17 protein-coding genes are annotated in these 26,217 nt (G+C 38.4%); 6 read left to right on the top strand and 11 right to left on the bottom strand.

Features of this window, described 5'->3' with window-relative positions; genetic code table 11:
* Positions 1 to 22 precede the first annotated feature (22 nt).
* The 5 genes from P0Y49_01525 to P0Y49_01505 all read left to right on the top strand — a co-directional run bounded on the left by P0Y49_01525 (position 23) and on the right by P0Y49_01505 (position 8,238).
* Complete coding sequence (locus tag P0Y49_01525; GenBank protein ID WEK19833.1) at positions 23 to 1,516, top strand: histidine kinase; 1,494 nt, start codon at positions 23 to 25, stop codon at positions 1,514 to 1,516.
* Positions 1,517 to 1,525: 9 nt separating this feature from the next.
* The gene (locus P0Y49_01520; protein WEK19832.1) at positions 1,526 to 2,212 is read left to right on the top strand and encodes a LytTR family DNA-binding domain-containing protein; all 687 of its coding nucleotides are present in this window, start codon (positions 1,526 to 1,528) and stop codon (positions 2,210 to 2,212) included.
* A gap of 98 nt (positions 2,213 to 2,310) precedes the next feature.
* Positions 2,311 to 5,787, top strand: coding sequence for a response regulator (locus P0Y49_01515; GenBank protein WEK19831.1), 3,477 nt, complete (start codon positions 2,311 to 2,313; stop codon positions 5,785 to 5,787).
* A 1-nt stretch (position 5,788) separates the two neighbouring features.
* A complete protein-coding gene (locus P0Y49_01510) occupies positions 5,789 to 6,613 on the top strand; it encodes a protein-glutamate O-methyltransferase CheR (GenBank protein WEK19830.1) in 825 nt (274 codons plus the stop codon).
* A 32-nt stretch (positions 6,614 to 6,645) separates the two neighbouring features.
* Positions 6,646 to 8,238 (top strand): response regulator, encoded by a 1,593-nt coding sequence (locus P0Y49_01505; protein WEK19829.1) that lies wholly within the window; start codon positions 6,646 to 6,648, stop codon positions 8,236 to 8,238.
* On the opposite strand, the gene pth is transcribed toward P0Y49_01505, so the two are convergent.
* From pth to P0Y49_01485, 4 genes are all read right to left on the bottom strand, one after another.
* Positions 8,228 to 8,788 carry an aminoacyl-tRNA hydrolase gene (gene pth, locus P0Y49_01500; protein WEK19828.1) on the bottom strand — a complete coding sequence of 187 codons (561 nt, stop codon included), beginning with the start codon at positions 8,786 to 8,788 and terminating at the stop codon, positions 8,228 to 8,230. The two genes, P0Y49_01505 and pth, sit on opposite strands and share 11 nt — an antisense overlap.
* A 106-nt stretch (positions 8,789 to 8,894) precedes the next feature.
* A complete protein-coding gene (gene ltrA, locus P0Y49_01495) occupies positions 8,895 to 10,169 on the bottom strand; it encodes a group II intron reverse transcriptase/maturase (GenBank protein ID WEK19827.1) in 1,275 nt (424 codons plus the stop codon).
* A 636-nt stretch (positions 10,170 to 10,805) separates the two neighbouring features.
* On the bottom strand, positions 10,806 to 11,384 hold the full coding sequence (locus tag P0Y49_01490; GenBank protein ID WEK19826.1) for a 50S ribosomal protein L25/general stress protein Ctc: 579 nt from the start codon (positions 11,382 to 11,384) through the stop codon (positions 10,806 to 10,808).
* A 28-nt stretch (positions 11,385 to 11,412) separates the two neighbouring features.
* On the bottom strand, positions 11,413 to 12,354 hold the full coding sequence (locus P0Y49_01485) for a ribose-phosphate pyrophosphokinase (protein ID WEK19825.1): 942 nt from the start codon (positions 12,352 to 12,354) through the stop codon (positions 11,413 to 11,415).
* 678 nt (positions 12,355 to 13,032) lie between these two features.
* Here P0Y49_01485 and P0Y49_01480 point away from each other — a divergent pair.
* A complete protein-coding gene (locus P0Y49_01480; GenBank protein WEK19824.1) occupies positions 13,033 to 16,062 on the top strand; it encodes a DUF2723 domain-containing protein in 3,030 nt (1,009 codons plus the stop codon).
* 483 nt (positions 16,063 to 16,545) lie between these two features.
* Here the strand turns inward: P0Y49_01480 and P0Y49_01475 are convergent, their stop codons facing one another.
* The 7 genes from P0Y49_01475 to P0Y49_01445 form a co-directional block, all read right to left on the bottom strand.
* Positions 16,546 to 17,511 (bottom strand): acetyl-CoA carboxylase carboxyltransferase subunit alpha, encoded by a 966-nt coding sequence (locus P0Y49_01475; GenBank protein ID WEK19823.1) that lies wholly within the window; start codon positions 17,509 to 17,511, stop codon positions 16,546 to 16,548.
* Between the two features lie 24 nt (positions 17,512 to 17,535).
* Positions 17,536 to 18,228 carry a GDSL-type esterase/lipase family protein gene (locus P0Y49_01470; GenBank protein ID WEK19822.1) on the bottom strand — a complete coding sequence of 231 codons (693 nt, stop codon included), beginning with the start codon at positions 18,226 to 18,228 and terminating at the stop codon, positions 17,536 to 17,538.
* A gap of 40 nt (positions 18,229 to 18,268) precedes the next feature.
* Positions 18,269 to 19,609 (bottom strand): glycerol-3-phosphate transporter, encoded by a 1,341-nt coding sequence (glpT, locus tag P0Y49_01465; protein WEK19821.1) that lies wholly within the window; start codon positions 19,607 to 19,609, stop codon positions 18,269 to 18,271.
* Between the two features lie 82 nt (positions 19,610 to 19,691).
* Complete coding sequence (locus tag P0Y49_01460; protein ID WEK19820.1) at positions 19,692 to 20,594, bottom strand: glycerophosphodiester phosphodiesterase family protein; 903 nt, start codon at positions 20,592 to 20,594, stop codon at positions 19,692 to 19,694.
* 89 nt (positions 20,595 to 20,683) lie between these two features.
* Entirely contained in the window at positions 20,684 to 22,096 is a 1,413-nt protein-coding gene (locus P0Y49_01455) for a calcineurin-like phosphoesterase family protein (GenBank protein ID WEK19819.1), read from the bottom strand.
* Positions 22,097 to 22,551: 455 nt separating this feature from the next.
* Positions 22,552 to 24,996 (bottom strand): S8 family serine peptidase, encoded by a 2,445-nt coding sequence (locus tag P0Y49_01450; GenBank protein WEK19818.1) that lies wholly within the window; start codon positions 24,994 to 24,996, stop codon positions 22,552 to 22,554.
* 121 nt (positions 24,997 to 25,117) lie between these two features.
* The gene (locus tag P0Y49_01445; protein ID WEK19817.1) at positions 25,118 to 26,170 is read right to left on the bottom strand and encodes a PorV/PorQ family protein; all 1,053 of its coding nucleotides are present in this window, start codon (positions 26,168 to 26,170) and stop codon (positions 25,118 to 25,120) included.
* Positions 26,171 to 26,217 lie beyond the last annotated feature (47 nt).

Below are 26,217 nucleotides of genomic sequence, written 5' to 3'. Positions count from 1 at the left end.
CAACTATAATAATCCAAATCACATGAACTCAAAAGAAATTGCAAAACTCGAACTATGGATTGTCACCGGCTGCATTATTCTTGCATTCTTGTTCTCTCTTGCAGACAGCGTACTAACCAATATTAACCATACAACGATTATAAATGGCATAAGTAAATCCAATATCACAATTATTGGAGAAAACCTTGTCCCAATTCTTTTCAATTATCTCATCATTTATATATGCTATCTTTTTCTTGTCTTTCATGTTAGTCCCGAACTAAATAAAAAAGAAGGGCCTGCGGCCAGAAGCGTAGCCTTCGTATACCTATTTATTACAGCAGCAATACTAATAAGCATTGTCAATATATATTGGGCAGTACTGCTTGCACTTAAATTGCTCTTCATCTTATTTACATGTAACAGAGCAAACAAAGAAAATGCCTTTTACATTGAGGCAGGGTTCTTAACCGGCACATGGATCCTCATAATTTCTACGCTATTTCTCATATCTGTTCATCCACTTGTCAAGCTATATACCATTTTAGTTATACCTCTTGCTATAATATTGTATTTGTATGCGATTTACATCAACATACCAAAAGCATCAAAAAGAGTTTGGAAACGTACAAGGTATTTCTTTTCTGTGCTTGGTATAACGATTTTGTACATGTCAGTTCTTGCAGGAATTGTTATACCATTATCAATAGATAACGATTCGCAATTCAGTTCCGTTTTCATTAACTCTTTTATCACCACCATTTCAATTAAACAACTCCTCGCTGCCCAACAAGAAAAGGTAGCCATCCCAATCATATTAGGCGGCAATTTTCTAACACAACTTATCATCATAACTCCGCTTGCCTGGAAAATCTACAAAGACAGAAATGCCATAAAAACAGAAGAAATCATTACCCTAAAAACAGAACTGGGAAAGGCCGATGCCAACCTCAACTTCCTAAAATCTCAGATCAATCCGCATTTTCTCTTTAATGCTTTAAACACCTTATATGGAACCGCTTTACAGGAAAAAGCAGATCGTACCGGAGAAGGTATTCAAAAACTAGGAGACATGATGCGTTTTATGTTACAAGAAAATATAGAAGATAAAATCCTGCTCTCAAAAGACGTAGATTACTTAAACAATTACATAGCCCTTCAAAAGTTAAGAACATCAATTTCCCCTGAAATCATTATAGAAACTCAGATTGAAGAACAAATAAATAACTTACTGATCTCCCCCATGTTACTCATCCCTTTTGTTGAAAATGCCTTTAAACATGGTATTAGTCTCCAATCACCTTCTCACATCAAAATCACATTACAAACCAGTGGACATACCCTATACTTTGATGTACATAATAGTATTCACTTGAAGCAAGACAACGATCCTGAAAAACTCCAAAGTGGAATAGGTCTCCAAAATGTAAAACAAAGACTTGCCTTATTGTACCCTGATCAACACGAATTGATTATCCGACAAAATGCAAAAGAATTTTTCGTTCACCTTACACTACAGCTTTCAGGAAATGCTTAGCTTTAAAAAATGATTGCTATAGCGATAGATGATGAGCCCATTGCTTTGGATGTGGTACGGTCCCATGCATCCAAAGTCCCATACATAGAGCTCGTTGCAACCTTTACAAATGCATTCGATGCCGTTATTTTTCTCCAAGAAAACAAAACTGACCTTATTTTCCTAGACATCAAAATGCCAGATATTAATGGCATCGACTTTCTAAATACACTCAGTGTTCCTCCAATGGTTATTTTTACAACTGCTTATTCCGAACATGCGGTAAAAAGCTTTGAGTTGAACGCCATCGATTATTTATTAAAACCTTTTTCGCTACCTCGGTTCTTAAAAGCATGTAATAAAGCTCAAGAACTTTACAGTCTGAGAAACAATTCCGGAGATGCCCCACAAACGCCATATATCTTTATAAAAGATGGATACGAACAAATAAAGGTATTGATAAACGACATTCTTTATATTGAAGCCTCCGGAAATTATACGCAAATACATCTCAACAATCACAATTTGCTTAGCACAAGGGTCCCACTTAATGAGATGTTGCAAATCCTTACGGTTAAAAAGTTCGTCCGAATACATCGTGCTTTCATTATTGCGAAAGAAAAAATAACCAAATTCGATCGCAATCAGGTCTGGATCGGAGATAAATCAATCCCTATTGGTGCCACTTACATGCAATGTTTACAGGAATTAGGGTAATTTTCCGAACAAATTAAGTATCAGCTGACAGCTAATTAAATATTATCGCTAATATTGTTCACTATTCTAGCTATTGATTTTAATCATCAACATATAACATGTTTAAACTGACTTTTAAACAACAAGTATTAACAGGCTTCATCGTCTCCCTTTCATTTGTTCTGGTTTCTGCAATAACCTCTTACTTTAGTATTGATAAATTAAACGACGACACCAGGTGGCAAAGTCACACCTATGATGTAATTAACCTGCTCAAGGATGTCGAATTCCAGATACTGAATTCAGAAACCGGGCTCAGAGGCTTTATTATAAGTGAAAAAACAGAGTTTCTAACTCCCTACAAGAAAAGCTCTTCAAAAATTTTAAATACAGTTCAAGACCTAAAAAGAATTGTAACCGATAACTCTGCTCAGGAAATGCTTATTGACTCCCTTGATTTTTATGCTCATGAGAAGGTAGAGGACATGAAAGAAACGCTCCGCACTTATGAGGCTAAAGGAAAAGATGCAGCAGAAAATCGTGTAATGGCTGGTACAGGCCAGTTTTTTAAAACCAAGATCCTCGAACTAAGCGGAAAAATCATTCAGGGAGAAAAACAATTGCTGGTCAAAAGAAAAGCAGCTATTCATAAAAGCAGCTTTCAAAGTGAATTTGTAGTTATAGCTAGCTCTATTATTATATTTTTTCTGATCCTATTCTTATTGTCCTACATCAGGCGAACATTTGATCAGCAAAAAGAAACAGAGACACAGATCAGAGATTCAAACCTCCAACTGGAAAAAATATCAGCCGAGAATAAACAAAAAAATTGGCTGCTTTCGGGAACTACAGCAATTAATGAAGCCATGCGTGGCGAACAGGAGATAGATGAACTGGCGACAAATATCATTACTAAGATTTGCAACTACATCAATGCCCCCATTGGCGCCTTTTTCCTCGTTAATCAATCTAAAAAGACCGTTAAATTTGAAGGAGGATACGCCTGGCACAATACAAAAAGCACCAGGCATGAATACCATTTCGGCGAAGGTTTTATTGGACAAGTAGCTGCAGAAAAACAGTATAAATTGCTGGAGGATATCCCAGCAGATTACATTAAGGTACAATCGGGATTGGGCGAAGCCCCGCCCAACTGTATTTGCCTGGTACCAATAGTTTTTGAAGAAAAAGCTATTGCTGTTATTGAATTAGGATTAAATCAGAAGCCTGATAAATCCATGCGCTTATTATTAAATACGGTTGAAGAAAGCATAGGCATAGGTGTAAACAGTGCCATAGCCCGTGTAAAATTAAGAGCCTTATTTGAGCAAACCCAACAGCAGGCAGAAGAGCTGGAAAGTCAGCAGGAAGAATTACGCACGACCAATGAAGAACTGGTTTACAAATCCGAACAGCTGCAAGCATCCGAAGAAGAATTAAGAGTTCAACAAGAAGAACTGCGTCAAACCAATGCTGAACTGGAAGAAAAAGCCCAACAGCTCGAGGAACGCAACATTGCTATAAACCAGGCTAAAGAAGCCATGAGTTTAAAAGCAGAAGAATTGGAGATCTCCAGCAAATATAAATCCGAGTTTCTGGCCAATATGAGTCACGAACTAAGGACACCATTAAACAGTATCTTAATTCTTGCCCGTATATTAAAAGAAAATCGCCCGGAAAACCTTAATGAAGATCAGATAAAGTATGCTGGCGTTATCCACAATGCCGGAACAGATTTGCTAACATTGATCAACGATATCCTCGATCTGTCTAAAATTGAGTCCGGAAAACTGGATCTGACCATATCCCCAATGAAGCCTGCAGCCATCCAACACAATATGGAAGCATTGTTCACCGAATTGGCCAAAAGCAAAAAAATCACCTTCCATACCATCCTCGACAACGAATTGCCAAAAGAGATTTTTACTGATCAATCGAGAGCAGAACAGGTGGTCAAGAATATGCTTTCAAATGCCTTCAAATTCACTCCCGAACATGGAGAAATTACACTCGAAATCCACAAGGCCAACCCTGGCACTGTCTTTTTCTCTAGCCAGTTAAAAACAACTACAGAAGAGATCATTGCCATCTCAGTAAAAGATACCGGCATTGGTATCCCAGCTGACAAACAAAAACTAATATTTGAAGCTTTCCAGCAAGCTGATGGATCAACCAGCAGGAAATACGGCGGTACAGGATTAGGCCTATCTATCAGTAAAGAGCTGGCACATATACTGGGCGGAGAAATTCAGGTTGAGAGTAAACAAGGACAAGGAAGTAAATTTACTTTCCTCATTCCCAAGAACAATACTGCAAACCATCAGGATACAGTAATCGAAGTTGAAGAACCAACCATTACCCCGATCATACCTGACCCAGTCTTCAACCCTGATCATCACAATGAAAAACAGACATTGCTAATTGTTGAAGATGACCTTGTATTTGCTGATTTACTTAATGACTATGCAATAGAGAAAGGCTTTAAACCGATTCTTGCCCACAGTGGTGACGTGGCCCTGGAAATGGCTTTTTCAGAACTTCCTGATGCCATTGTCCTGGATATAATGTTACCCGTAGTAGATGGCTGGACCATCCTTAAAAAACTTAAAGCTGATCCAAGAACCAAACACATCCCTGTGCACATGATGTCGGCAGGAAATGAAAAGGCAGGAAAAGCAAAAAAAGAAGGTGCAATTGGCTTTTTGAAAAAACCAATTGAAAAAGAGCAACTCGATGAAGCATTCGAACTACTAAGTGCCGCCCATTTAAAATACAACTTAAACACAGTGCTTGTTATTGAAGACCAGGAGCTGCAGAGTGCAGCATTAACCCAACAATTAACAACGAAAGGTGTTGAAGTAAAACAAGCTTTTACTGGTAAAGAAGCATTGGCCCTTTTAGATGAATATACCTTTGATTGTATTATCCTTGACCTTAAACTTCCGGATATTTCAGGATTCGAATTACTCGACATCATCAAAGCCCGCCCGGCCTACTCGCATATTCCAGTAATCATCAATACCGCGATGGAACTGGACCAGGATAAAATGGCTCATATCATGAGGTATACTGAGGCTATGGTGTTAAAGTCCAACAAATCTAACGACAGGCTAATAGATGAAGTAAGCTTGTTTATGAATAAACTCAAACAAGATGGCCAGGCACCTTCACCCCTTATCAGTAAACATCATACGAGCAAAGCTTCATCTACAATGGAAAAGGTTTTGAGAGATAAAACCATTTTGATCACGGATGATGATATGCGCAATATATTTGCACTATCAAGTGCACTACAAGCTTATGACCTAAAAATTATCATTGCAAGCAATGGACGGGAAGCCATAGAAAAGCTGGAAGATTCTAACCACATTGATCTTGTATTGATGGACATCATGATGCCGGAAATGGATGGTTATGAGGCTATGAGGCTCATCAGAAGTAAAAAGGAATTTGCCAAACTGCCTATAATTGCCTTAACTGCCAAAGCTATGAAGAATGATAAGGAAAAATGTATTGAGGCCGGAGCTAATGACTACATTTCGAAACCGGTTGATATGGATAAGTTACTTTCAATGTTAAGAGTTTGGCTAAGCTAAGATGAATAACGAAACCGACACCATTAGCTATGAAGAACTGAATAGCCTGATCAGCTTCATCAAAAACATTCATGGTTTTGATTTTAGCGACTATTCTGCTGCATCTTTAAAAAGAAGGGTAACCAGAATCATGGAGTTGCAAAAACTAAGCCTGTTCGACTTACGTACCCTATTAACAAATGATCAGGATTATTTTGAGTCATTTTTAATTGAGGTGACCGTTAATGTAACCGAAATGTTTAGGGACCCATCCTTTTACAAATCGGTGGCCCACAATATCATCCCTTATTTAAAATCCTATCAGCGGATTAAAGTATGGAATGCTGGCTGCTCTACAGGCGAAGAACTCTATTCTTTTGCAATCCTGTTTTCGGAAGAAAACCTTTATGAGCGCTGTTTTTTTTATGGTACAGATATTAATTCCCATGTACTGGAACAAGCTAAAAATGGAATTTACAATTTGCAAAAAATGAAACAATATTCTGAGAATTTTCAGAAAACGGAAACAACAAATACATTATCTAACTATTATACAGCAAAATACAACGCAGCATCAATTCATCATTCCTTAAAAAAGAACATCCTTTTTTCTGTGCATAACCTCGCCTCAGACGGGGTATTTAATGAGTTCCAGGTAATTTCTTGTCGCAATGTACTCATCTACTTTAACATCGAATTGCAAAAAAAGGTCATAGAACTATTTTACAATAGTTTAGCTAATTTTGGCTTTTTATGCTTAGGCTCAAAAGAGACATTGAGAAGTACCGAGTTGGGTCGCTTTAAAATTATAGATAAGAAAAACAACATTTACCAAAAAATAGCGTAGCGATTAAGTCGCTGAATTAACAATAAAAAAGCATGGAAAAAATTAACATATTAATTGTTGATGACAGACCCGAAAATATTATTGCCCTTGAAGCACTTCTGCAAAGAGATGATATCAATATAATCAGTACCACCAATCCCAATGAAGCCCTTCGGTTATCATGGGAAATGGATATCGCGATTGCTCTGATTGATGTTCAAATGCCCGAAATGGATGGATTTGAATTGGTAGAAATCTTAAAAAGCAATCCCAGAACAAAAGAAATACTGATCATATTCGTTACCGCCATATCCAAAGAAACAAAGTATGCCGTTAAAGGATTAAACACTGGTGCAATTGATTACCTATATAAACCCTTAGACCCATTCATTACCTCTGCGAAAGTAGATTCATTTATCCAGTTTGTTAGAAATCAACGGGAAATAAAAAACAAAAACCATGAGCTTGAGGCCAATCAGAAAGAGCTGATCAAGGCAAAAGATCTAGCCGAGCAAGGCAAACGCATTAAAGAGAACTTTTTGGCCAATATGAGCCACGAAATCCGTACACCAATTAACGGAATTATTGGAATTACCCAACTCTTAAAGAAAACAACCCTAAGTGATGAGCAACACGAAATGGTTAAATTGCTCGAAATTTCATCCAATTCATTACTTGGTGTAATCAATGACGTGCTTGACCTGGCGAAAATAGAATCCGGTAAATTTAAAATCAATAGAGCCCCTACTGATGTTGTAAAAATATGTGAGTCGGTGGTCAACCTGTTGCGTATCCCATCCGTTGAGAAGAACCTTCATTTAACCATAAATCTGGATTCTGAACTCCCAAAAATGATCCTTGCGGACTCCCTTCGTTTAAATCAGATCCTGATGAACCTGATTGGCAATGCAATTAAGTTCACCCATGAGGGCAGCGTAACTTTAAAAGTAGAGATCCTGGATAGAAAAGGGAACAATGTTAAACTCAAATTTTCAGTTATAGATACGGGTATAGGCATCGCAAAAGAAAATATTGAGAAGATTTTCGAAACCTTTGAGCAAGCAGACGAACAAACTACAATTAAGTTTGGCGGTACCGGTTTGGGGCTTTCTATCGTTAAAAATCTTGCAAAACTTAAAGGTGGCACACTTGAGGTGCACAGTGAAGAGTTTAAAGGAAGTACTTTTAGCTTCACCAACTGGTATGAAATATTTAAAGAAACTGCAGTGCTAAAAAAACCTACAGAGGAAAAGTTGCTACCACTTGGCAATACAAGAATTCTTGTTGCTGAAGATAACCCCATCAATAAATTCCTGATCACTAAAATTCTGCAAAGCTGGCAAATTGAGATGGATATAGTAGAAAATGGGAAAGAAGCAATAGAAAAACTAAGAGAGAACGATTACGATCTTATTTTAATGGATACCTTTATGCCGGTAATGAACGGATTAGAAGCCATTAAACTGATTCGTGAAGGTTATGCTAGTGGAAAAGAAAGTATTCCAATTATCACCTTTTCTGCAGCAGTGATGGATACAGATAAAGAAACAGCCATAGCTGCCGGAGCAAATGATGTTATTAGTAAACCTTTTGAACCGACAGTACTACACAAGAAAATATTGGAATACACTAAGGTTATTGGTTAAAAGCTGTCATCGTTTTGGCAGGGCCAATAGTAACAAAGCTTTTGATCAGCTCTGTACTCCTATCGATCAATGCAGGCAACTCCGGTAATTCATCTTTATCAAAGGGCGACAGCACATAATCTGCCTGTTGCCCTCTGCCAAAGTTGTCACTGATACCAAAGCGTAAGCGTGGATAACCTTGTCCACCACAAAGACCCTCAATGCTTTTTAAACCATTATGTCCCGCGCTGCTACCCTGTAACTTCAGGCGCAGTTTGCCCAACGGCAAAGCCAGATCATCAACAATAACCAGTACATTCTCCAGAGGAATACGCAACTCCTGCATATAATAATTCACTGCTTTACCACTTAGATTCATATAAGTAGTCGGTTTAATCACATGCAGCTTTCTACCTTTAAAACCAACTTCAGCATAATAAGCCAGGCGGGTATTCGAAAATGTTCCCTCCTGCTGCTTTACCAGCTCGTCAGCAATCATAAAACCAATATTATGGCGGGTATACGCATATTCAGGACCAATGTTCCCTAAACCAACAATTAAGTATTTCATCTTGCCACAAATATAATAGTAAATACAATTAGGTAGGAAGATAGCTATTATTTAGCTATCTGTCCTCCTACACCACCGTACGTGCCGTTCGGCATACGGCGGTTTGTTAGAATAATTTCTTCTGGTATTCAGTTTTCCAGTAATAGTAGTTGGTAAAGCCCGTATACTTTAGCTTTGTAAAGTATGCATTGTCTAGCACCCGACATAGTATTGGGCTGTGAGCAATTCTGCAATAAGATTTTCGACTGTTTGCCCATTCATAAGCTTTGTCCCTTGAAATACCCAACTTAATTAGGTTCCCAATACGGGTATATACTTTCTTCCACTGTTTCCAAATGATCATTCTTAACCTTACACGGACCATTTCGTCTAATCTAAGTAACTGATTTTTGGCTTTGGCTATAGAAAAGTAATTTACCCAGCCCCGTATGACCTTTTCTAGTCTATAAATTCGTTCACTAGTAGCAATCGAATGGTTCCGTTGGGTTTGTTCCCTTATCTTCTGTTTTATCGTTTTCAGAGATTTGGACGCAACCCGGATCTGCCATCCTTGTTTGGAGCCATAAAAGGAAAAGCCTAAAAGCGTGCTACCAGATGGTCGGCTTACTTTGCTCTTCTCCCGGTTGACCTTGAGTTTCAACTTATCTTCCAAATAGCCTGTCATAACCGCCATAACACGGAAGGCCGATTTTCTGCTCCGCACATAAATACTACAGTCATCTGCGTAACGTACAAAACGGTGGCCCCGGTCTTCCAGAATTTGATCTAGCTCATTCAGAATAATGTTTGATAATAAAGGGCTCAAAGGACTACCTTGCGGCGTACCCTCTCTTCTGGGGCTAACCAGTCCATTATCCATCATACCGCCACTTAGGTAAGCACGAATAAGCTTTAAGGTCCCCTTATCCTTGATCTTAACCCATAACAGGCTCATAAGCTTGTCGTGGTTGACCGTATCAAAGAACTTTTCCAAGTCCACTTCTACAACCCAGGTATAACCCGCATTGAGGTTTACCTGCCCCTGAAATACCGCCTGATGTGCACTGCGACCCGGGCGAAACCCATAACTGTTTGCTGAAAAATCGCCCTCGTACTTAGGACTCAACCATTGAGAGATCGCCTGTTGCAACAGCCTGTCGATTACCGTTGGGATGCCCAAAATTCTCGTTCCACCGCCCGTTTTGGGTATTTCTACCTTAAGTACAGATTGTGGTCGATAATTACCCGCTAAAATATCACTCTTTAATGCTTGCCAGTGGATATTGAGGTAGTCACGAAGTTCATCGGTCTGCATACCATCAATACCCCCAGCACCCTTATTGGTAGTAACCTGCCGAAAGGCTTTTTGTACATTTCGGATGTCTAATATTTCTTCAAGCATACTACTAAAAAAAAAAAACTAATTCCAGGCATTGTGCTCATTAGTTGCATAGCTAGACTCAACTCCTCCTGCGTTTTACTTTCAGCTTCCGGCCTATACTCCCGCAGGCAGTTCTCTTACGTGTTTCAGTTGTGAACGTTTCGCCATAAACGTTTTGATTCCTTTGCCATTCTAACATTCAGTCCTTCCTGTTAAAAAAAAAACAGTACTACGACTTCTGCTGACTTCTGCCTATCCCAAGTAACCATTGTTATTCTGATTATTGTTTCTTCGCCGGTACTCGCGCATACCTTTGACAGTCTATAGACAGATCTCCAGGGTAAGGCGGTCAACTTTCTATGGATGTGACCTCTGTATTTACGTGTTGATGTTCTGTGTAGCATAGGGCTTCTGTTTGTTTTGCAACATCACCCACATCAACCCGCCTTATATACAGTTTCTGTACGTAGGCCCCCATATTTGCCACCAGCTTCCTTCAGATTCGCAGTCACCCGCGACACCCTTGCTATTGGCTAACCCTTCCTACTGCAAAGTGGGCTCGGGACTTACACCCTAGAGTTGATCGCCATGCCCGGCGCACAAAAAAAGCAGCACCGATTGGGTGCTGCTTTTCATATTTAAACTGCTTAGCAAAAATTATTTTTTACCAGCTGCTTGCTCTGCTTGTTTTAAAGCTCTTGACATACCAACAGAAACGATAGTATCTTCACCTGTGTTAGTGATGGTGTAGCTACCTTTTACAAGGTCACGTACACGGAACAAGTTACCAACTTCCATTTTGCTGATGTTCACTTCAACTGTTTGAGGCATATCTTTAGGGAATGCTTTAACACGAAGTTTACGTAATTTCTGAACTAATTTACCACCCATTTTAACACCTGGAGAAGTACCGGTTAATTTAACAGGGATTTCCATTAAGATTTCTTTGTCATCAAATAACTGAAGAAAATCTACGTGTAATAACACGTCAGTTAATGGGTGAAATTGTAATTCTTTAATGATAGCTTTTACTTTGTTACCGTTGATTTCAATTTCAACAAAGTTTGCTTCCGGAGTGTAAATAGCATCCTTTAAATCAGTGATCAAAGCTGCAAAGTGAACTTGCTCTTTACCACCATACAATACTGCAGGAACTTTACCTTCGTAGCGAAGCTCTTTAGCATCGCGTTTCCCTACGTTCTCTCTTGGAGAACCGCTAATTGCGATTGTTTTCATTTTTTATTTATTTTATTTGTTATAATTCTTAAACATTAAAAAGGTCACTAATAGACCCGTGCTCATTTACATTGGCAATTGCCTTTGCAAACAATGGCGCCGTAGTGAGTACTCTTATTTTTGAACTTTCCTGTTTTAAAGGAATAGTATCGGTAACGATAAGCTCAGTTAACATTGAGTTCTCAATAGTTTCGTAAGCTTTTCCTGATAATACAGGATGAGTACAAACAGCTCTTACGCTCTTAGCACCTTTTTCCATAATCAAAGCTGCTGCTTTAGCCAATGTACCTGCTGTATCGCAAATATCATCAATCAAAACTACATCCTGACCTACCACATCACCGATGATCGACATCGACTCAATTTCATTTGCACGCTTACGTCTCTTATCACAAATTACAACCTCTGCATTAAAGAATTTAGCAAAGGTACGTGCGCGATAAGATCCACCCATATCCGGAGAAGCGATGATTAAGTTTTCCAGTCCCAAACTTTTAATATAAGGAACAAAGATTACAGAACCATCCAGGTGATCAACCGGGATATCAAAAAAACCTTGTATCTGTGCAGCATGAAGATCCATAGTCATAATCCTATGAATTCCTGCAGATTTCAATAAGTTAGCTACCAATTTAGCACCTATTGCTACCCTTGGTTTATCCTTTCGGTCCTGTCTTGCCAAACCATAATAAGGAACCACTGCAGTAATGTAATGTGCTGAAGCCCTTTTAGCGGCATCAACCATCAGCAACAATTCCATTAGATTATCAGAAGGCTGGTAAGTGGATTGTATTAAGAAAACATCACAACCACGCACAGTTTCATTGTAAGAAGGCTGAAACTCACCGTCGCTAAACTTGTTTAAAGTTACATCGCCAAGTGGTTTGCCGTATTGTTCGGCAATTCTTATTGCTAATTCTTTTGTACCAGTTCCGGCAAAAAGCTTAACGGGGTTAAATTGCAATGGCATGATTAAAGGTATATCAATGCTGGTTAAAAAAAATCGGATTGTGAATTAAACCCACAATCCGAATATTGTTAGTTGTCCGACCTGGATTCGAACCAAGACAAACGGTACCAAAAACCGTTGTACTACCCTTATACTATCGGACAATCTTTCCATTTAAAAGCTTCTAATTAGTGTTGCTTTGAAAGGGAATGCAAATGTAAGCACATTTTTCAACTTTGCAAATACTAACGCAAAAAAAATTAAAATAATTAGCCCCAATTTATCTAAAAACAATGAAACTTTCAGAAAACTAAGCAATTACACTAAGTAATAAAAATGAATATTTTTTCAGCAATTTTTGAATTTCACAAAACATCAATAGTTAAACCCATATACTGCTCACATTCCTCTTGATAAGACACACTCTAATAGTTTAATCTTTTTTAGGTCCTTTTTAGGACGTTGCTAGGTCCTTGCTAGGTCAAAATGACTTAACGAGGTTTAATAAATGAACTAAAAATATTATAAAATGATTTCTTTAATATGAGCTCATATAAGAGAACGACCAATAGTTAACTCAAACCAGGTAATATTAAAAAATGTTAAACTCAGTTTTACTTTGCGCTATTCTCAATCTTATTCTTTATTTTCGGCTGCATTTTAATTGCCTCAACAACACGTTAACTATTCAACAAAGAAATGAATTATTCAAAAATTAATAATCTTACTGGCTGGCTTTGCTTCCTTATAGCCACTGTAACTTATATTTTAACACTAGAACCATCCGCAAGTTTTTGGGATTGCGGTGAGTTTATTGCTTCGGCTTATAAAATGCAGGTTGTACACCAACCGGGTGCTCCATTATTTTTGATGATTCAAAGGTTCTTCTCACTTTTCGCTTTCGGCGATATCCATAAAATTGCTTACTTTATGAACGTGGGTTCTGCCGTTGCAAGTGGTGCTACCATATTATTCTTATTCTGGACCATCACTGCTTTAGCTAAAAAAGTTTTGGTAAAAGGAAACGAGGAGATCTCAAAATCCACTATGATCTCTATTATGGGTGCAGGAGCAGTAGGTGCATTAGCCTATACTTACTCTGATAGTTTTTGGTTTTCGGCAGTTGAATCTGAAGTATATGCTTTATCATCTTTATTCACAGCTATCGTTTTCTGGGGAATTTTAAAATGGGAAGCCAAAGCAAATGAGCCAGGTGGCGACAGATGGTTGCTTTTTATAGCTTACATAATGGGTTTATCAATTGGTATTCACTTATTGAACCTATTAACTATACCAGCTATGGCTTTTGTTTACTATTTTAAAAAGACAGAGAAGGCCACTACTGCCGGAATTATTAAAACCGGAATCATAGGTATACTTATTCTTGCCTTTGTTCAATATGGAATTATACAATATCTGGTTTCATTCGGTGCATATTTCGATTTATTCTTCGTTAACACATTAGGACTAGGCTTTGGCTCGGGTGTGATCTTCTTTGCTCTATTATTAATAACAGGCTTAGTATGGGGGATTCGTTATTCGATCAAACACCAGAAAAAAGTGCTAAACTTAGCATTCCTGTCTACAGCGCTCATCATATTCGGTTATTGCTCATTTGCTATGATCGTTATCCGTGCTAAGGCAGGTCCGAACCTAAACAACAGTGATCCTGAAAATGCTTTTTCATTCCTAAGCTACTTAAACAGGGAACAATATGGCGACAGGCCGTTATTGTTTGGTCCTAACTATAACTCACAAAAAGTTAGCCTTACACAAGGAAAAAACATCTATAGAAAAGGTGATGAGAAGTACGAAGTTGCAAGTAAAAAAACTGAATACGAATACGACAGAACTACTCCTTTTCCAAGAATGTATAGTGATGAGGGACGCCATGTTGCTTATTACAAGGATATGATGGGCTTTGACGACAATAAATTCCCAAGCTTGTTTGATAATATTAGTTTCCTTTTCAGATACCAGATTGGCCAAATGTACATGCGCTACTTTATGTGGAACTTTGTAGGCCGTCAGAATGATGATCAGGGACAAGGGAGTTTATACGAAGGACAATGGTTAAGTGGTATTAAACCTATTGATGCATTGATGCTTGGTGATCAGAAACACCTTCCGCCATCGATAGTGGACAACAATGCTTATAACCGTTTCTTCTTCCTTCCACTAATACTCGGTTTATTGGGTGCGATATGGCACTTTAAACGAAATCAAAAAGATGCCGGTGTTGTAGCCTTATTATTTTTCTTTACAGGTCTTGCCATTGTGCTTTACCTCAATCAAAAACCACTGGAACCTCGTGAAAGGGATTATGCTTACACTGGGTCCTTCTATGCCTTCTCCATTTGGATAGGCTTAGGTGTATTGGCAATTAGAGAATGGCTATCTAAAAAACTAACTCCTACTACAGGAGCCGTATTGGCTACGGTTATCGGCTTACTTGCCGCACCTGCTATTATGGCTGAACAGGGCTGGAATGATCATGATCGTTCAACCAAAATGGTTGCTCATGATATTGCGGTCGACTACCTGCAGTCCTGCGCCCCCAATGCGATTCTCTTTACCTACGGAGATAATGACACATACCCGTTATGGTATGCTCAGGAGGTGGAAAACATCAGACCTGATATCAAACTGATTAACTTAAGTTTGTTTGATACCGACTGGTACATCAATGGAGCAAGAAAATTGCAAAATGAAGCTGCACCATTACCAATGACAATGAAGCCTTCTCAATATGTACAGGGCGTTAGGGATGTGATGTATTATCAGGATTATAAGATTGCGGGTCATGTTGAATTAAGTAACATCCTTGCCATCCTATTATCTGAAGATGCGGAAGATAAATTACCGCTACAAGATGGAAGCAGAGAGAACTTTATTCCTACCAAGAATTTTAAACTTACCGTAAATAAAGCTGACGTTATTAAAAATGGAGCTGTAAGTCCTGCTGATTCAAGCAAGATTGCTCCGGCACTGGAATGGACATACAGCAAAAACTATGTAACTAAAGGTACATTGGCTTTCTTTGATATTCTGGTACATAACAACTGGAAGAGACCTATTTATTTTGCCAGTACTGTACCTTCAGACCAATATAATGGACTTGATAACTATTTATACAATGAAGGCCTGGCTTTACGTTTAATGCCATTAAAAGTAGATACTACAGCAAGTAAAGCAGAGTTAGTCAACACCCCTGTTCTTTATAAAAATGTAATGGATAAGTTTGTATGGGGTAATGTTAAGAATGCAAAATATCTTGATCCTCAATCATCAGACGATATATCAATCTTCACAAATGTATTTAACAACACCATTTCCGGCTTAATCAGAGCAGGTAAAACTGAAGATGCCCAAAAAGTTGTAAACCGTTATTTTGAAGTAATGCCAGAGAAATTCTATGGCATGCGTTCTATGATGGGTGCTTATTTCATGGCAGAAAATCTTTACCAGCTAGGAGATGTTAAAAGAGCAAATGCTTTAATTGAAAGATCTGCATCATACATTCAAAAGGAACTTACGTACCTGGCAGATGTTTCTGAGAGCAAACGTAGGTTTATTGGCGGACAGAATGTTCAGTTGGGCTTATCGTTCCTGAATCAAATGTCTAAAACGTCAGCACAGCAACAGCAAACAAAACTAAGCGAGAGTCTGAACCATCAGTTTGAAGCACTTGAAGGAAGGTTCTCACAGTACTTTGCCCAAGGAAATTAAAACTCGCATTCTGCTCTCCGGCTGCATTAACTCGGAGTATATGATTGTTTAAATGTCTCGTTGAGCTCCTTTTAGTCGGTTAATTTGCCCTGAAGAAGGGCAAACAAAAGCTAGGCCGGTTCACAGAAAACTCGTTTTAACTAACTATATTCAGTGCTAATAACAAACACTGAATAACTAAAATCAAAATATTTAACTAAAAGGGGGCTGCAATTTGATTGCAGCCCCCTTTTAGTTGTTAGCATACTATAGTTTAATAGAAGCCAGTTCTCCATCTAATTGTATCCATTACTTAAGAGCCAGCGCTGGATAACGAAAGTAAAATATACTCAGCAAAGAAAATACTGTATAACTAAAAGAGGCCTGCAATTTGATTTACAGGCCTCTTTTAGTTAGCATAAAACGAGTTTTCTGTGAACCGGCCTAGCGTTTGTTTGCCCTTCTTTCGGGCAAATTAATGCAGACGGAGAACAGAATGCGAGTTTAACCTTCGTTGACAACTCCCATCGCACAGAATTTATCAATCCTTGTAGCAATCATCGTGTCCGTATTTTCTTTTTTAAGTACCGAAAGGTCCTTTATGATCTGATCTTTAACAGTCTGTGCCATTAACTCAGGATTTTGATGTGCACCACCTAGTGGTTCTTTAATAATCCCATCGATAAGCTTATTTCTAAACATATCGTCAGAAGTCAGCTTTAAACACTCTGCTGCACGTTCTTTAAAATCCCAACTCCGCCATAAAATAGACGAGCAAGATTCAGGAGAGATCACAGAATACCAGGTATGCTCCAACATATATACTTTATCGCCTATACCAATTCCCAATGCACCACCTGATGCACCTTCACCTACTACGAAGCAAATGATAGGAACTCTTAAAACAGACATTTCGAGTAAATTACGGGCGATAGCCTCACCTTGTCCACGTTCTTCAGCTTCTAACCCTGGGTATGCACCCATAGTATCGATGAAAGAAATAACAGGTTTATTGAATTTTTCTGCCAGACGCATTAAGCGTAAGGCTTTTCTATAACCCTCGGGATTGGCCATACCAAAATTGCGGTATTGTCTTTCTTTAGTGTTCTTGCCTTTCTGATGACCAATGATCATAACAGTCTCGCCATTTATCGTTGCAAAACCGCCTATAATCGCTTTATCATCTTTAACTGTTCTGTCGCCATGCAGCTCGATGAAATCATCGCAAATCATGCTGATATAATCCAGCGTTTGTGGCCGCTCAGCATGACGAGACATTTGAACTTTTTGCCAACCTGTAAGGTTGTTATATAATGATTGTTGGGTTTTATCCAACTTTTGTTCAAGCTCAGTTAAGGTCGCAGACATATCTACTTTGGTTTTATCGGCAACCTGTTTAACCTTCTCAATTTGCTGAGCTAGCTCAGCAATAGGCTTTTCAAAATCAAATGATGTTTTTATCTGTTCCATAATCGGGCTGTAAAAATAGACATTTTATTTTAAATAGCCACCTTTTTTGAGCACCTCCGCCCAAACCTCATAACCTTCAGGCTTCAGATGCAATCCATCGTGTGTTAGATCTGCCTTTAAATGGTTTTCTGAATCTAAGAAATGTGGGTATAGATCGATAATTGTTACTTTTTTATCCCCCAGCTTTCTGATCTCTGAATTGAGCCATAAAATGTGTTCATCTTTACCGTAATGGTTTTTGAACTTATTAAATGAACTGTTGACCGGCAGCAGGGTGTAGAAATAGATTTTCGTCTTTTTTGAACCTGCTTTTATTCTGCTAATGATACTTTTATAATTCCTCAGAATGATGCTGTCGGGTATATTTCTCGACACATCATTGATTCCTATCAATACGAATACTTTTGAAGGCTTGCCGGATATCACCTGATCCAACCGTTCTAAAACACCAAAAGTGATGTCACCAGATATTCCTCTGTTTTTAGCATTGGGTATATCCAATAATTTTGCCCAGTTGGTTCCGGCAGTAATGCTATTGCCTAAAAAGACGAAATCTTTTTTAGTGATGCCTTCTGCTTTAAAGGCTTCAATATTTTTAAGGTAAGCTCCCGGTCTATAAGTACTATCCCATTTTACCTCCTGAGCCATTGTGCTTGTTGAGGCAAGAATCAGGATTAAGCTTAATCCCGCAATGATTTTGTGAAAAGTATAGTTCATTGGTATGTCTGGTTATATGAAGCACCTAAAATAATAAATTTTACTGCTCTGCTAAGTTCCTTTTTTCTCTGTTCCAGGTTAATGCGGTAAAGAAGATAGATAAGACACAAGCCGCAACGATTACTTCAAAGCCTCCATCCCAGCCCCATTTGTCAACCACAACACCTATCGCAATATTGGCAAATAAGGCACCTCCCAAATAACCGAAAAGACCGGTTAAGCCGGCAGCAGTACCCGCAGCTTTTTTAGGGACAAGATCTAGTGCCTGAACCCCAATAAGCATCACAGGACCATAAATTAAGAAGCCTATGGCAATTAATGCAGCATTATCAATCCAGATATTTCCGGGTGGGTTTTTCCAATATACCAGCACAGCAACCAGAACCAGCACCATATATATTATGGTTGCCGGAGCCCTGCGACCTTTAAATACTCTATCACTAATAAGACCACAAAGTAATGTTCCAGGGATACCGGCATACTCATATAGAAAATATGCCCAACCCGATTCTTTTAGTGAAAAGCCTTTAGCTTCTGAGAGGAAGGTAGGCGACCAGTCTAAAATTCCATATCTAACCAGGTATACAAAAGCATTTGCAAATGCAATGTACCATAACATCCTATTATTAAATACATATTTGAAGAAAATCTCTTTCGCTGTAAACTCTTTTTCCTGATCTGCGGAATAGTTTTTTGGGTAGTCATTTTTGTACTCCTCGATTGGCGGCAATCCACAGGATTGTGGGGTATCTCTCACCAAAATATAGGCTATTGCCGCAAAAAAAAGGGCGATAAGTCCCGGGAAATAGAACTTACTGTGCCAGTCTGCAAAGATCTCTATAGCCAAAATAGCAATAGGTCCAACCAAACCACCACCAACATTGTGCGCTACATTCCAGATAGACATCATGGTGCCGCGCTCCTTTACCGAATACCAATGCACCACTACCCTACCGCATGGAGGCCATCCCATGCCCTGAAACCATCCATTGATGAATAATAAGACAAACATAACAGCAATGGATGAGGTAGCAAAAGGGAATACCCCCATAAAAATCATGGTAAAGGCCGACAGTACCAATCCGGCAGTAAGGAAATTACGGGCATTGCTTCGGTCGGAAACATTTCCCATTAAGAACTTACTTAAGCCATAGGCAATGGATACGCCGGAAAGTGCAAAGCCAAGCTGAGCCTTACTAAATCCCTGATCGATAAGATCAGGCATGGCCAATGAAAAGTTTTTACGTACCAGGTAGTAACCTGCATAGCCTAAAAATATCCCAAGAAATACTTTAATACGTTGTTTTTTATACTCAGGATCGATCCTGCTAAGAGGCAACAACTCCTTATGTGGAGCCGGAGAAAATAATTTAATACTCATTTAGATTGGTTAGCGAATACTGCTATTTAGTTGTTTTTGGTTAGTTGTGGATATTGATTTGAGCAGCGTTATTGTTTTGTAGCTAGTTGACCAATAGATTTGGATAATCGGAAATGATACCGTCTACATTTAACTGTTTTAAACCGGAAATCTCTTCTTTGGTATTCACTGTCCACGGTATCACTTTAATATGTTTATCATGGCATTGCTTTACCAGATTAGCATCGACCATTTTATAAGCCGGACTTAAAATAAATGGGTTAAAGCCCAGATCGTCCAGGTTTTCAGCTAATGTTTTCTTGTTATCCACCAGATAAGAGGTGCGCACGTTAGGGTATTTTTTATGTATGATTTGTAATGTTCTTTTATCGAAAGACTGAATGACAACATAAGGTGTAATTCCTTTTTTAATGATCACATCCATCAACAGCTTCACAAACTCTTCGGGCCCTGGATTTACAATGCCATCACCTTTGGCGCTGCTCTTGGTTTCTATGTTATAGAACATTTGCTTTTTCCCTTTACTGTACTGTTGTACATCATCAATCAGATCGGCCAGCAAGGGGATATAGGTTTTGATCTTTTTCTGCTCAGGAAAAAGTGGATATGGTTTTGAGCCAAGATCAAATTGTTTCAGTAAGCTGTAATCCATCTGATATATTGGATATTTTTTAGCATCTGATTTTGGAATTTCTTTACCTTCTGGGGTTAGCATGAATGCAGGACTCAGGTAATCATCGTGGGTAACTACGACTTTACCATCTTTGGTAATGTGTGTGTCCATTTCAAGGGTAGTAACACCTAAATCGACAGCGTTTCGCATGGCGATGATGGTGTTTTCTGGCATTAAACCTCTTCCTCCTCTGTGTCCTTCGGCACTAAACGCAGGAAATTCGGCATTGGCAGGTAAATTGGAGTTTTGCATGGTTTTACAGGCCGACAAACTTAACAAAGCCGCAGCGGCTACACAAATTACATTCTTCATTAGTTTATATTTAGTTTTATAAAATGAAGCGATCCGAGTTTACTGGCTTATAAACTCTTGATCGCTTCTTTGTATTCTAATTGATCAACCTATGCGTTTAGCGTGGTTGTATATTTTTCGCCGAAACGATCTGTAGCAATTACCTTAATGCTTTTTACCGAAGGACTAAAGTGGGCGATAAATAAATGATCCATCTTTTTAGGTTCGGCAAACGATCGTGTAACCGGCAATTTATCACCTTTATATAGTTGAACGGCTAAAGGATCATACCCCTTTTGCTGCTCAAGTACCCCCATTGGTTGATCATCTAAAAAATATTCAACCTTCCATTCCGGGTCCCAATTCCAAACGTTGGCAATTATTCTTTTCTGATTGGTTAATTCTTCTACATATACATTCACCTGTTTGGTTTTATCAAATCCGGTCGATTTATAGTACCATTTCATATCTGTACCATTTACCTCATAAACGCCATAACCTCTTGGTGTTCCATCTTCGCAGATCGGACCCGTCCACCATGCACCACATACTGTTCCGTGATTGTGTTCGTAAATACCATTGGTTATTTTATTCAGGTTGTAATGGGTATGCCCCGACATAATGTGAACGTTTTTATAACCTTCCAGCAAGGCATAAAGCTCGGCATTGTTTTTAACGGCATTGTGAACCGGGATATGCAGGTTAATGACCAACAGCTGATCTTTGGCTACATATTTAAGGTCTTTAGCCAACCAGGCCAATTGGTTATCGGTGATATATCCATCATAATCCCTTTCGGTACCCAGATAACGAACATTATCCATGACTACATAATGTGCTTTTCCCCGATTAAAAGAGTAATAGGTAGGGCCATATACTTCTTTAAAGGTTTTGTCTGATGTTTCATCGCCACCCTGTCTATAATCCATATCGTGATTACCCAAGGCCTGAAAAAATGGGATCCCCATATCAGCTACAGCCTGGTTGTAATCAGGGAACAGGGCATGGTTATCCCATACGATATCTCCTACACAAATGCCATGAATCAGGGCATCAGGGCCCATCGACTTGACCAATTGTTGTACATCGGGTACCGAAGTATCCATCATTTGCTTTACATCCTTCTTGGTTTTTACTTGTGGATCAGCCCAGATGATAAAATTATGTTTGTTATCATCTCTTTTAAGTGCCTTAAGTTTAAAATTGTAGCTATTGCGGCTACCTAAGGTTTCATATTGCTTGGTTACATTATAATCGGCTTTAAACTCATAACCTGAAGGCGTACTCATAAAGATGGTACTCGCTTTATCATCGGGTGTAAGGGTATAGTTTCCTCTGGCGTCTGTTACTACAACACTATAGCCATCGGAAATAACCACATTTGCGATACCTTTTTTACCGTCGGACACTGTTCCTGTGATGATTTTATCTCTATTGAGTTTAGAGAAGGCATTAGTTTGTAAACTGATGAATGCCCCACCTGTGATGAGGCCCATAGATTGAATAAAGGATCTTCTGTTCATGTGTTGGGGCAGTTCTTGAATAAATTGAATTGAAACCTAAAAACTGGGCTAAATTCCTATTCATTTTAATCGGTTAGATTTTTATTTTTAAAACTAAAACAAAAAAATAAAAAATCAAAAGAAAGCATTAAAATTTAAAAAAGAAACAATACAAAATTAAAACGCATTTCTTTTCATTTCATTTACTATTTTTCCCTACCACTTTGAAGAGAAAATCGCACACTGTAGTAAATCTTATTTTACAGTAAGGTTTATCTGATGGTAAATATTTTTTGGAATGCATTTTGGTTGTTGGGAATTGATGCAAAAAGCTGTAGAATTGATATGTGAAGAGTACCACAGCCTTAATGACAGTGTTTAACTAGCGAAAGTTGTTTTTGTTTAGCCAAAATTGAATAAGGGATTGGTTGTAGCTTGTCTCCAATCCCTTACTTGTATCGATCTTCTACATCTTCTCAATGCCAAATTACCACTTGCTTTTTGGTAATGTTTTTTCCCTCATAGATATGGAGGAAATAGGTGTCATTCGGAAGATCTGCGACTTGCAATGTAATGTCCTTACTCATCAGTGTTGTTTTCCCTTCTTTTAATACCTTTCCCAACTTGTTCAATAGTTTTACACTAAAGTTTTGTGTATCCTTCTCCGTTGTTGTAATTATAGCTTTTCCAGATTTATCGGTGGTTTGGTACCTGATTTTTAATTCCGTATTAGAGGGATTAGGGTAAACCACAATAGGACCATAAGAGCCACAACTAGTAACTTCAAACCAAACCTCGTACCATTCGCTTGATTCATTACATGGACCACCAGTCACCCATGCCTCAAGATTATAAAAGCCTGGTTCAAGGTTTTTGGGTAAATAGCGATAGTTACTACTTGTTGATACAGTAACACTATCCTGATAGATTATATTGGGATATGTGTCATTTATAATGATATAATGCAATTTTACGGGATAAACAGGTGTTGCATTAAGCCGATAAGTCATTATGTTATTATAATAACTATACTGGTTACCACCGGTACAAAGCAAATTATCCCCCCCGCACCCATCTTCACAATAAACCTCAACTGATACATTATATGGCATACCTGATGTAATAGAACCGGTCCGTAGCACTATGCTTCCACAACTCGTTGTTATTGTCGCTTTTACATAAAAAAATCCGTAATCAACCCGAGAAACGGTTGCGTGGTTACCACTAGATGAACTTATCTCAGCACACCAGCCATCTATGCTCCATGTTACAGTTGCACCAGCTGGCAAGTTAGGTATGGTATAGATAGCCTCATCGCACAGATTGCTTGGACCAGAGATAGAAAGAATCCTCCCCAATGCCTTGGTTACTGCGGCACATGCATTTATTCTTCCATAGCCAGTATCATTACTCCAAGTACCATTAGGTTGACCCGACACACCTGATAAATATGTGTAACCACCAACCTTATCACAGGTTGTTTCTAGGATATCTCTGGCCTCTTGTTGTGTTAAATTGGGATTTACAGATAATATCAGTGCCATTACACCTGCCGCATTAGGACAGGCAGAAGAAGTACCATTAAAATCGGATGTATAATCTCCAGAATTATAACCTGAAGGTCCTGAAATATCCGTAGTATAAATTTTAACTCCAGGAGCAGTCACATCCAATCCTACACCATAATTACTTCCCCACCAAAATTCTCCATCGCATGAAGTCGGTGTCTTACGCTCATCGCACATTGAAGAAGCTCCAACTGCAATTACGCTACTAAGAGTTGACGGATAGCCTATTGATGTATTACTATTTCCAGTAGAAAATAACACAACACACCCCTTCCCGTTTCTTCCACTATTTACAACGTAATTAATAGCCAAGGTTATATTATTAGATGGGCTTCCCCCCCCCCATGAATTACTTAATATATCTGCACCATTTTCCTCTGCCCACCTAATTCCATCAGCAATCCAGGAATCGGTAGAATACCAAGAAGCTCCTACACTGTAGGCAATTCGAACGGGCATCACTTTAGCATTGTATGCAATGCCCGCAACACCAATGTTATTATTTGCTACAGCAGCTACAATACCAGCACAGGCAGTTCCGTGTGCATCATTACTGCCTGCGTTAGGCGCTCCATTTGAACCATTTCCTGTAGCATCAAAACCAGTTAATAAATTGGCTGCTAAATCAGGATGATTTAAATCCACTCCTTCATCAAGAATAGCTACTTTTATATTTTGTCCAGTCGCATAATTCCATGCATCTTCTACATGCATATCGGCACCTGGTGTACCACTATAATATCCCTGATTTTTAATTGACCACTGAGAACTATAATACGGATCTATAGTATGCCGCTTTAAAAGTCGCATAAAATTAGGTTCGGCAAATTCTACATTTTCATTTTGCTGTAAACGCTCTGCTAATACAAATAACTGCGATGTTGTAATCTCATTCACCTTGATAATATATTGGTTTTCTACAAACTTATCAGGAGTAACATTAACACTGTATTCTTTAAACAAACTTTGAACTTGTTGTTTATTATCCACAATTTTCACAATCAATTCCCCCGTACAAATCTGTTTAGTGCTATCGCTATAGATCAGAACTGGCTCTATTCTGGTCAATAAACCACTAAACCTACCAGCTATAGCCGTTCTTCTATTAGAAAATTCCTTTTGCAACAGGTCATTAAAAGTTACTAATTCTGCATTTTTGGCAATTGGAATGTGCTTTGTCAGTGATAATTTCTGTAAAGCTTTCTCCCTACTGACTTCCGAAAACTCTACATAATACTCATTGGGAGAAATGCTAAATTCAACGACGCTTTCCTTAACCTTAAAGCTAAGTTTTTCTTGAGCATATAGGTTGAGTGATGAAAGGAAAACAATAATCAATAATAGTTTTTTCATTTTCTTTAATCTTTAAACTTTGGTTAACAAAATATTGTGATATGTATAAGCTAATACTATAGCTGGAGGTGAACATTTTTCATATATGATTTGTAATTAATTCGATTTGTGCTTATAAATGTCACCGTTGTCGTAAGTGATTATTTTTTTTACCAATTGTATACCCTAAAGCATATCTTATTGTGTTATTCATAATGCTGAATTCCTGAGTTGGAAAAAGGTAGGAGAAATTGAGACTAAAATTTAAATAATCCAAACCGAATCCAGCTGTAAAATACTTGCCTTTTTCAGGGATAGTTTCAGATTGATAATAACCTGTTCTTACCGCAAACTTCGAAGCAAGCAAAACTTCCAATCCCGCTGAGATGTTCGATGCACCCGGGGTGTTTTTAACGATAAGTTTATTCAATTCCAAGCTAAATGCATATTTTATATAATTATCCATTGACCCCATAAATGCCCCCCCCAGTTTGGCCACGATGGGCATTGGTAGATCAACCAATCCATATTTGATGTTAGGTCCAAGGTTAGCAATACTAGCCCCGAAAGCAAGAGTACCATCTTTTCCTCCAACATATATTGGCTTTTGATAAAAAACCCCAACATCTACAGCAAAGTCTTGTCCGACAACCCCCTGTCCCTGTACAAAATCCAATACGACAATATCTGAACGAATGTATTTTAAAGTAGTTGCAAGAGAGAGTACTTCAGACAACTTTCTGATATACGCAAAATCTATAGATAAGTCCATGGGTTTATACGTACTGCTTTCATTGCCTTGACTATCTGTGAAAACATTTCTTCCTAGCATAAAATACTTAATAGAAGCAGCTATGGTCTGTACCTGATCCACCTGATGATAACCCGAAAGATAAAACACATTCATATCCTCTGCCAATTGCCTTTGCCATGGGGTGATGGAGATCCCAATACCAGAAGTTTGATCTGCAAAAGCATACTTTGCGGCATTCCAATAAATAGAGTATATGTCTGGAGAAGTCGATACTCCCAAATCTCCCATCCCAGCTGCACGGGCATCAGGCGTAATTAACAGAAAAGGGAGTGCAATTTTGTCGGAATAAGATATATTGTTTTGTGCAAAGCACATTAATGCTGTTAATAGACTGAAAAACACGCATAGCAGAAAAGAGCAAATTGCAAAAATTGTTCTCATGAGATGTTAAATTTATGAAACGTACAACAAGATAATTAGAACCCAAA

The organism is Candidatus Pedobacter colombiensis, assembly GCA_029202485.1.
Lineage (GTDB): Bacteria > Bacteroidota > Bacteroidia > Sphingobacteriales > Sphingobacteriaceae > Pedobacter > Pedobacter colombiensis.
The sequence above is the reverse complement of the archived record's forward strand: the minus strand, read 5'-3'. Positions and strand labels throughout refer to the sequence as shown.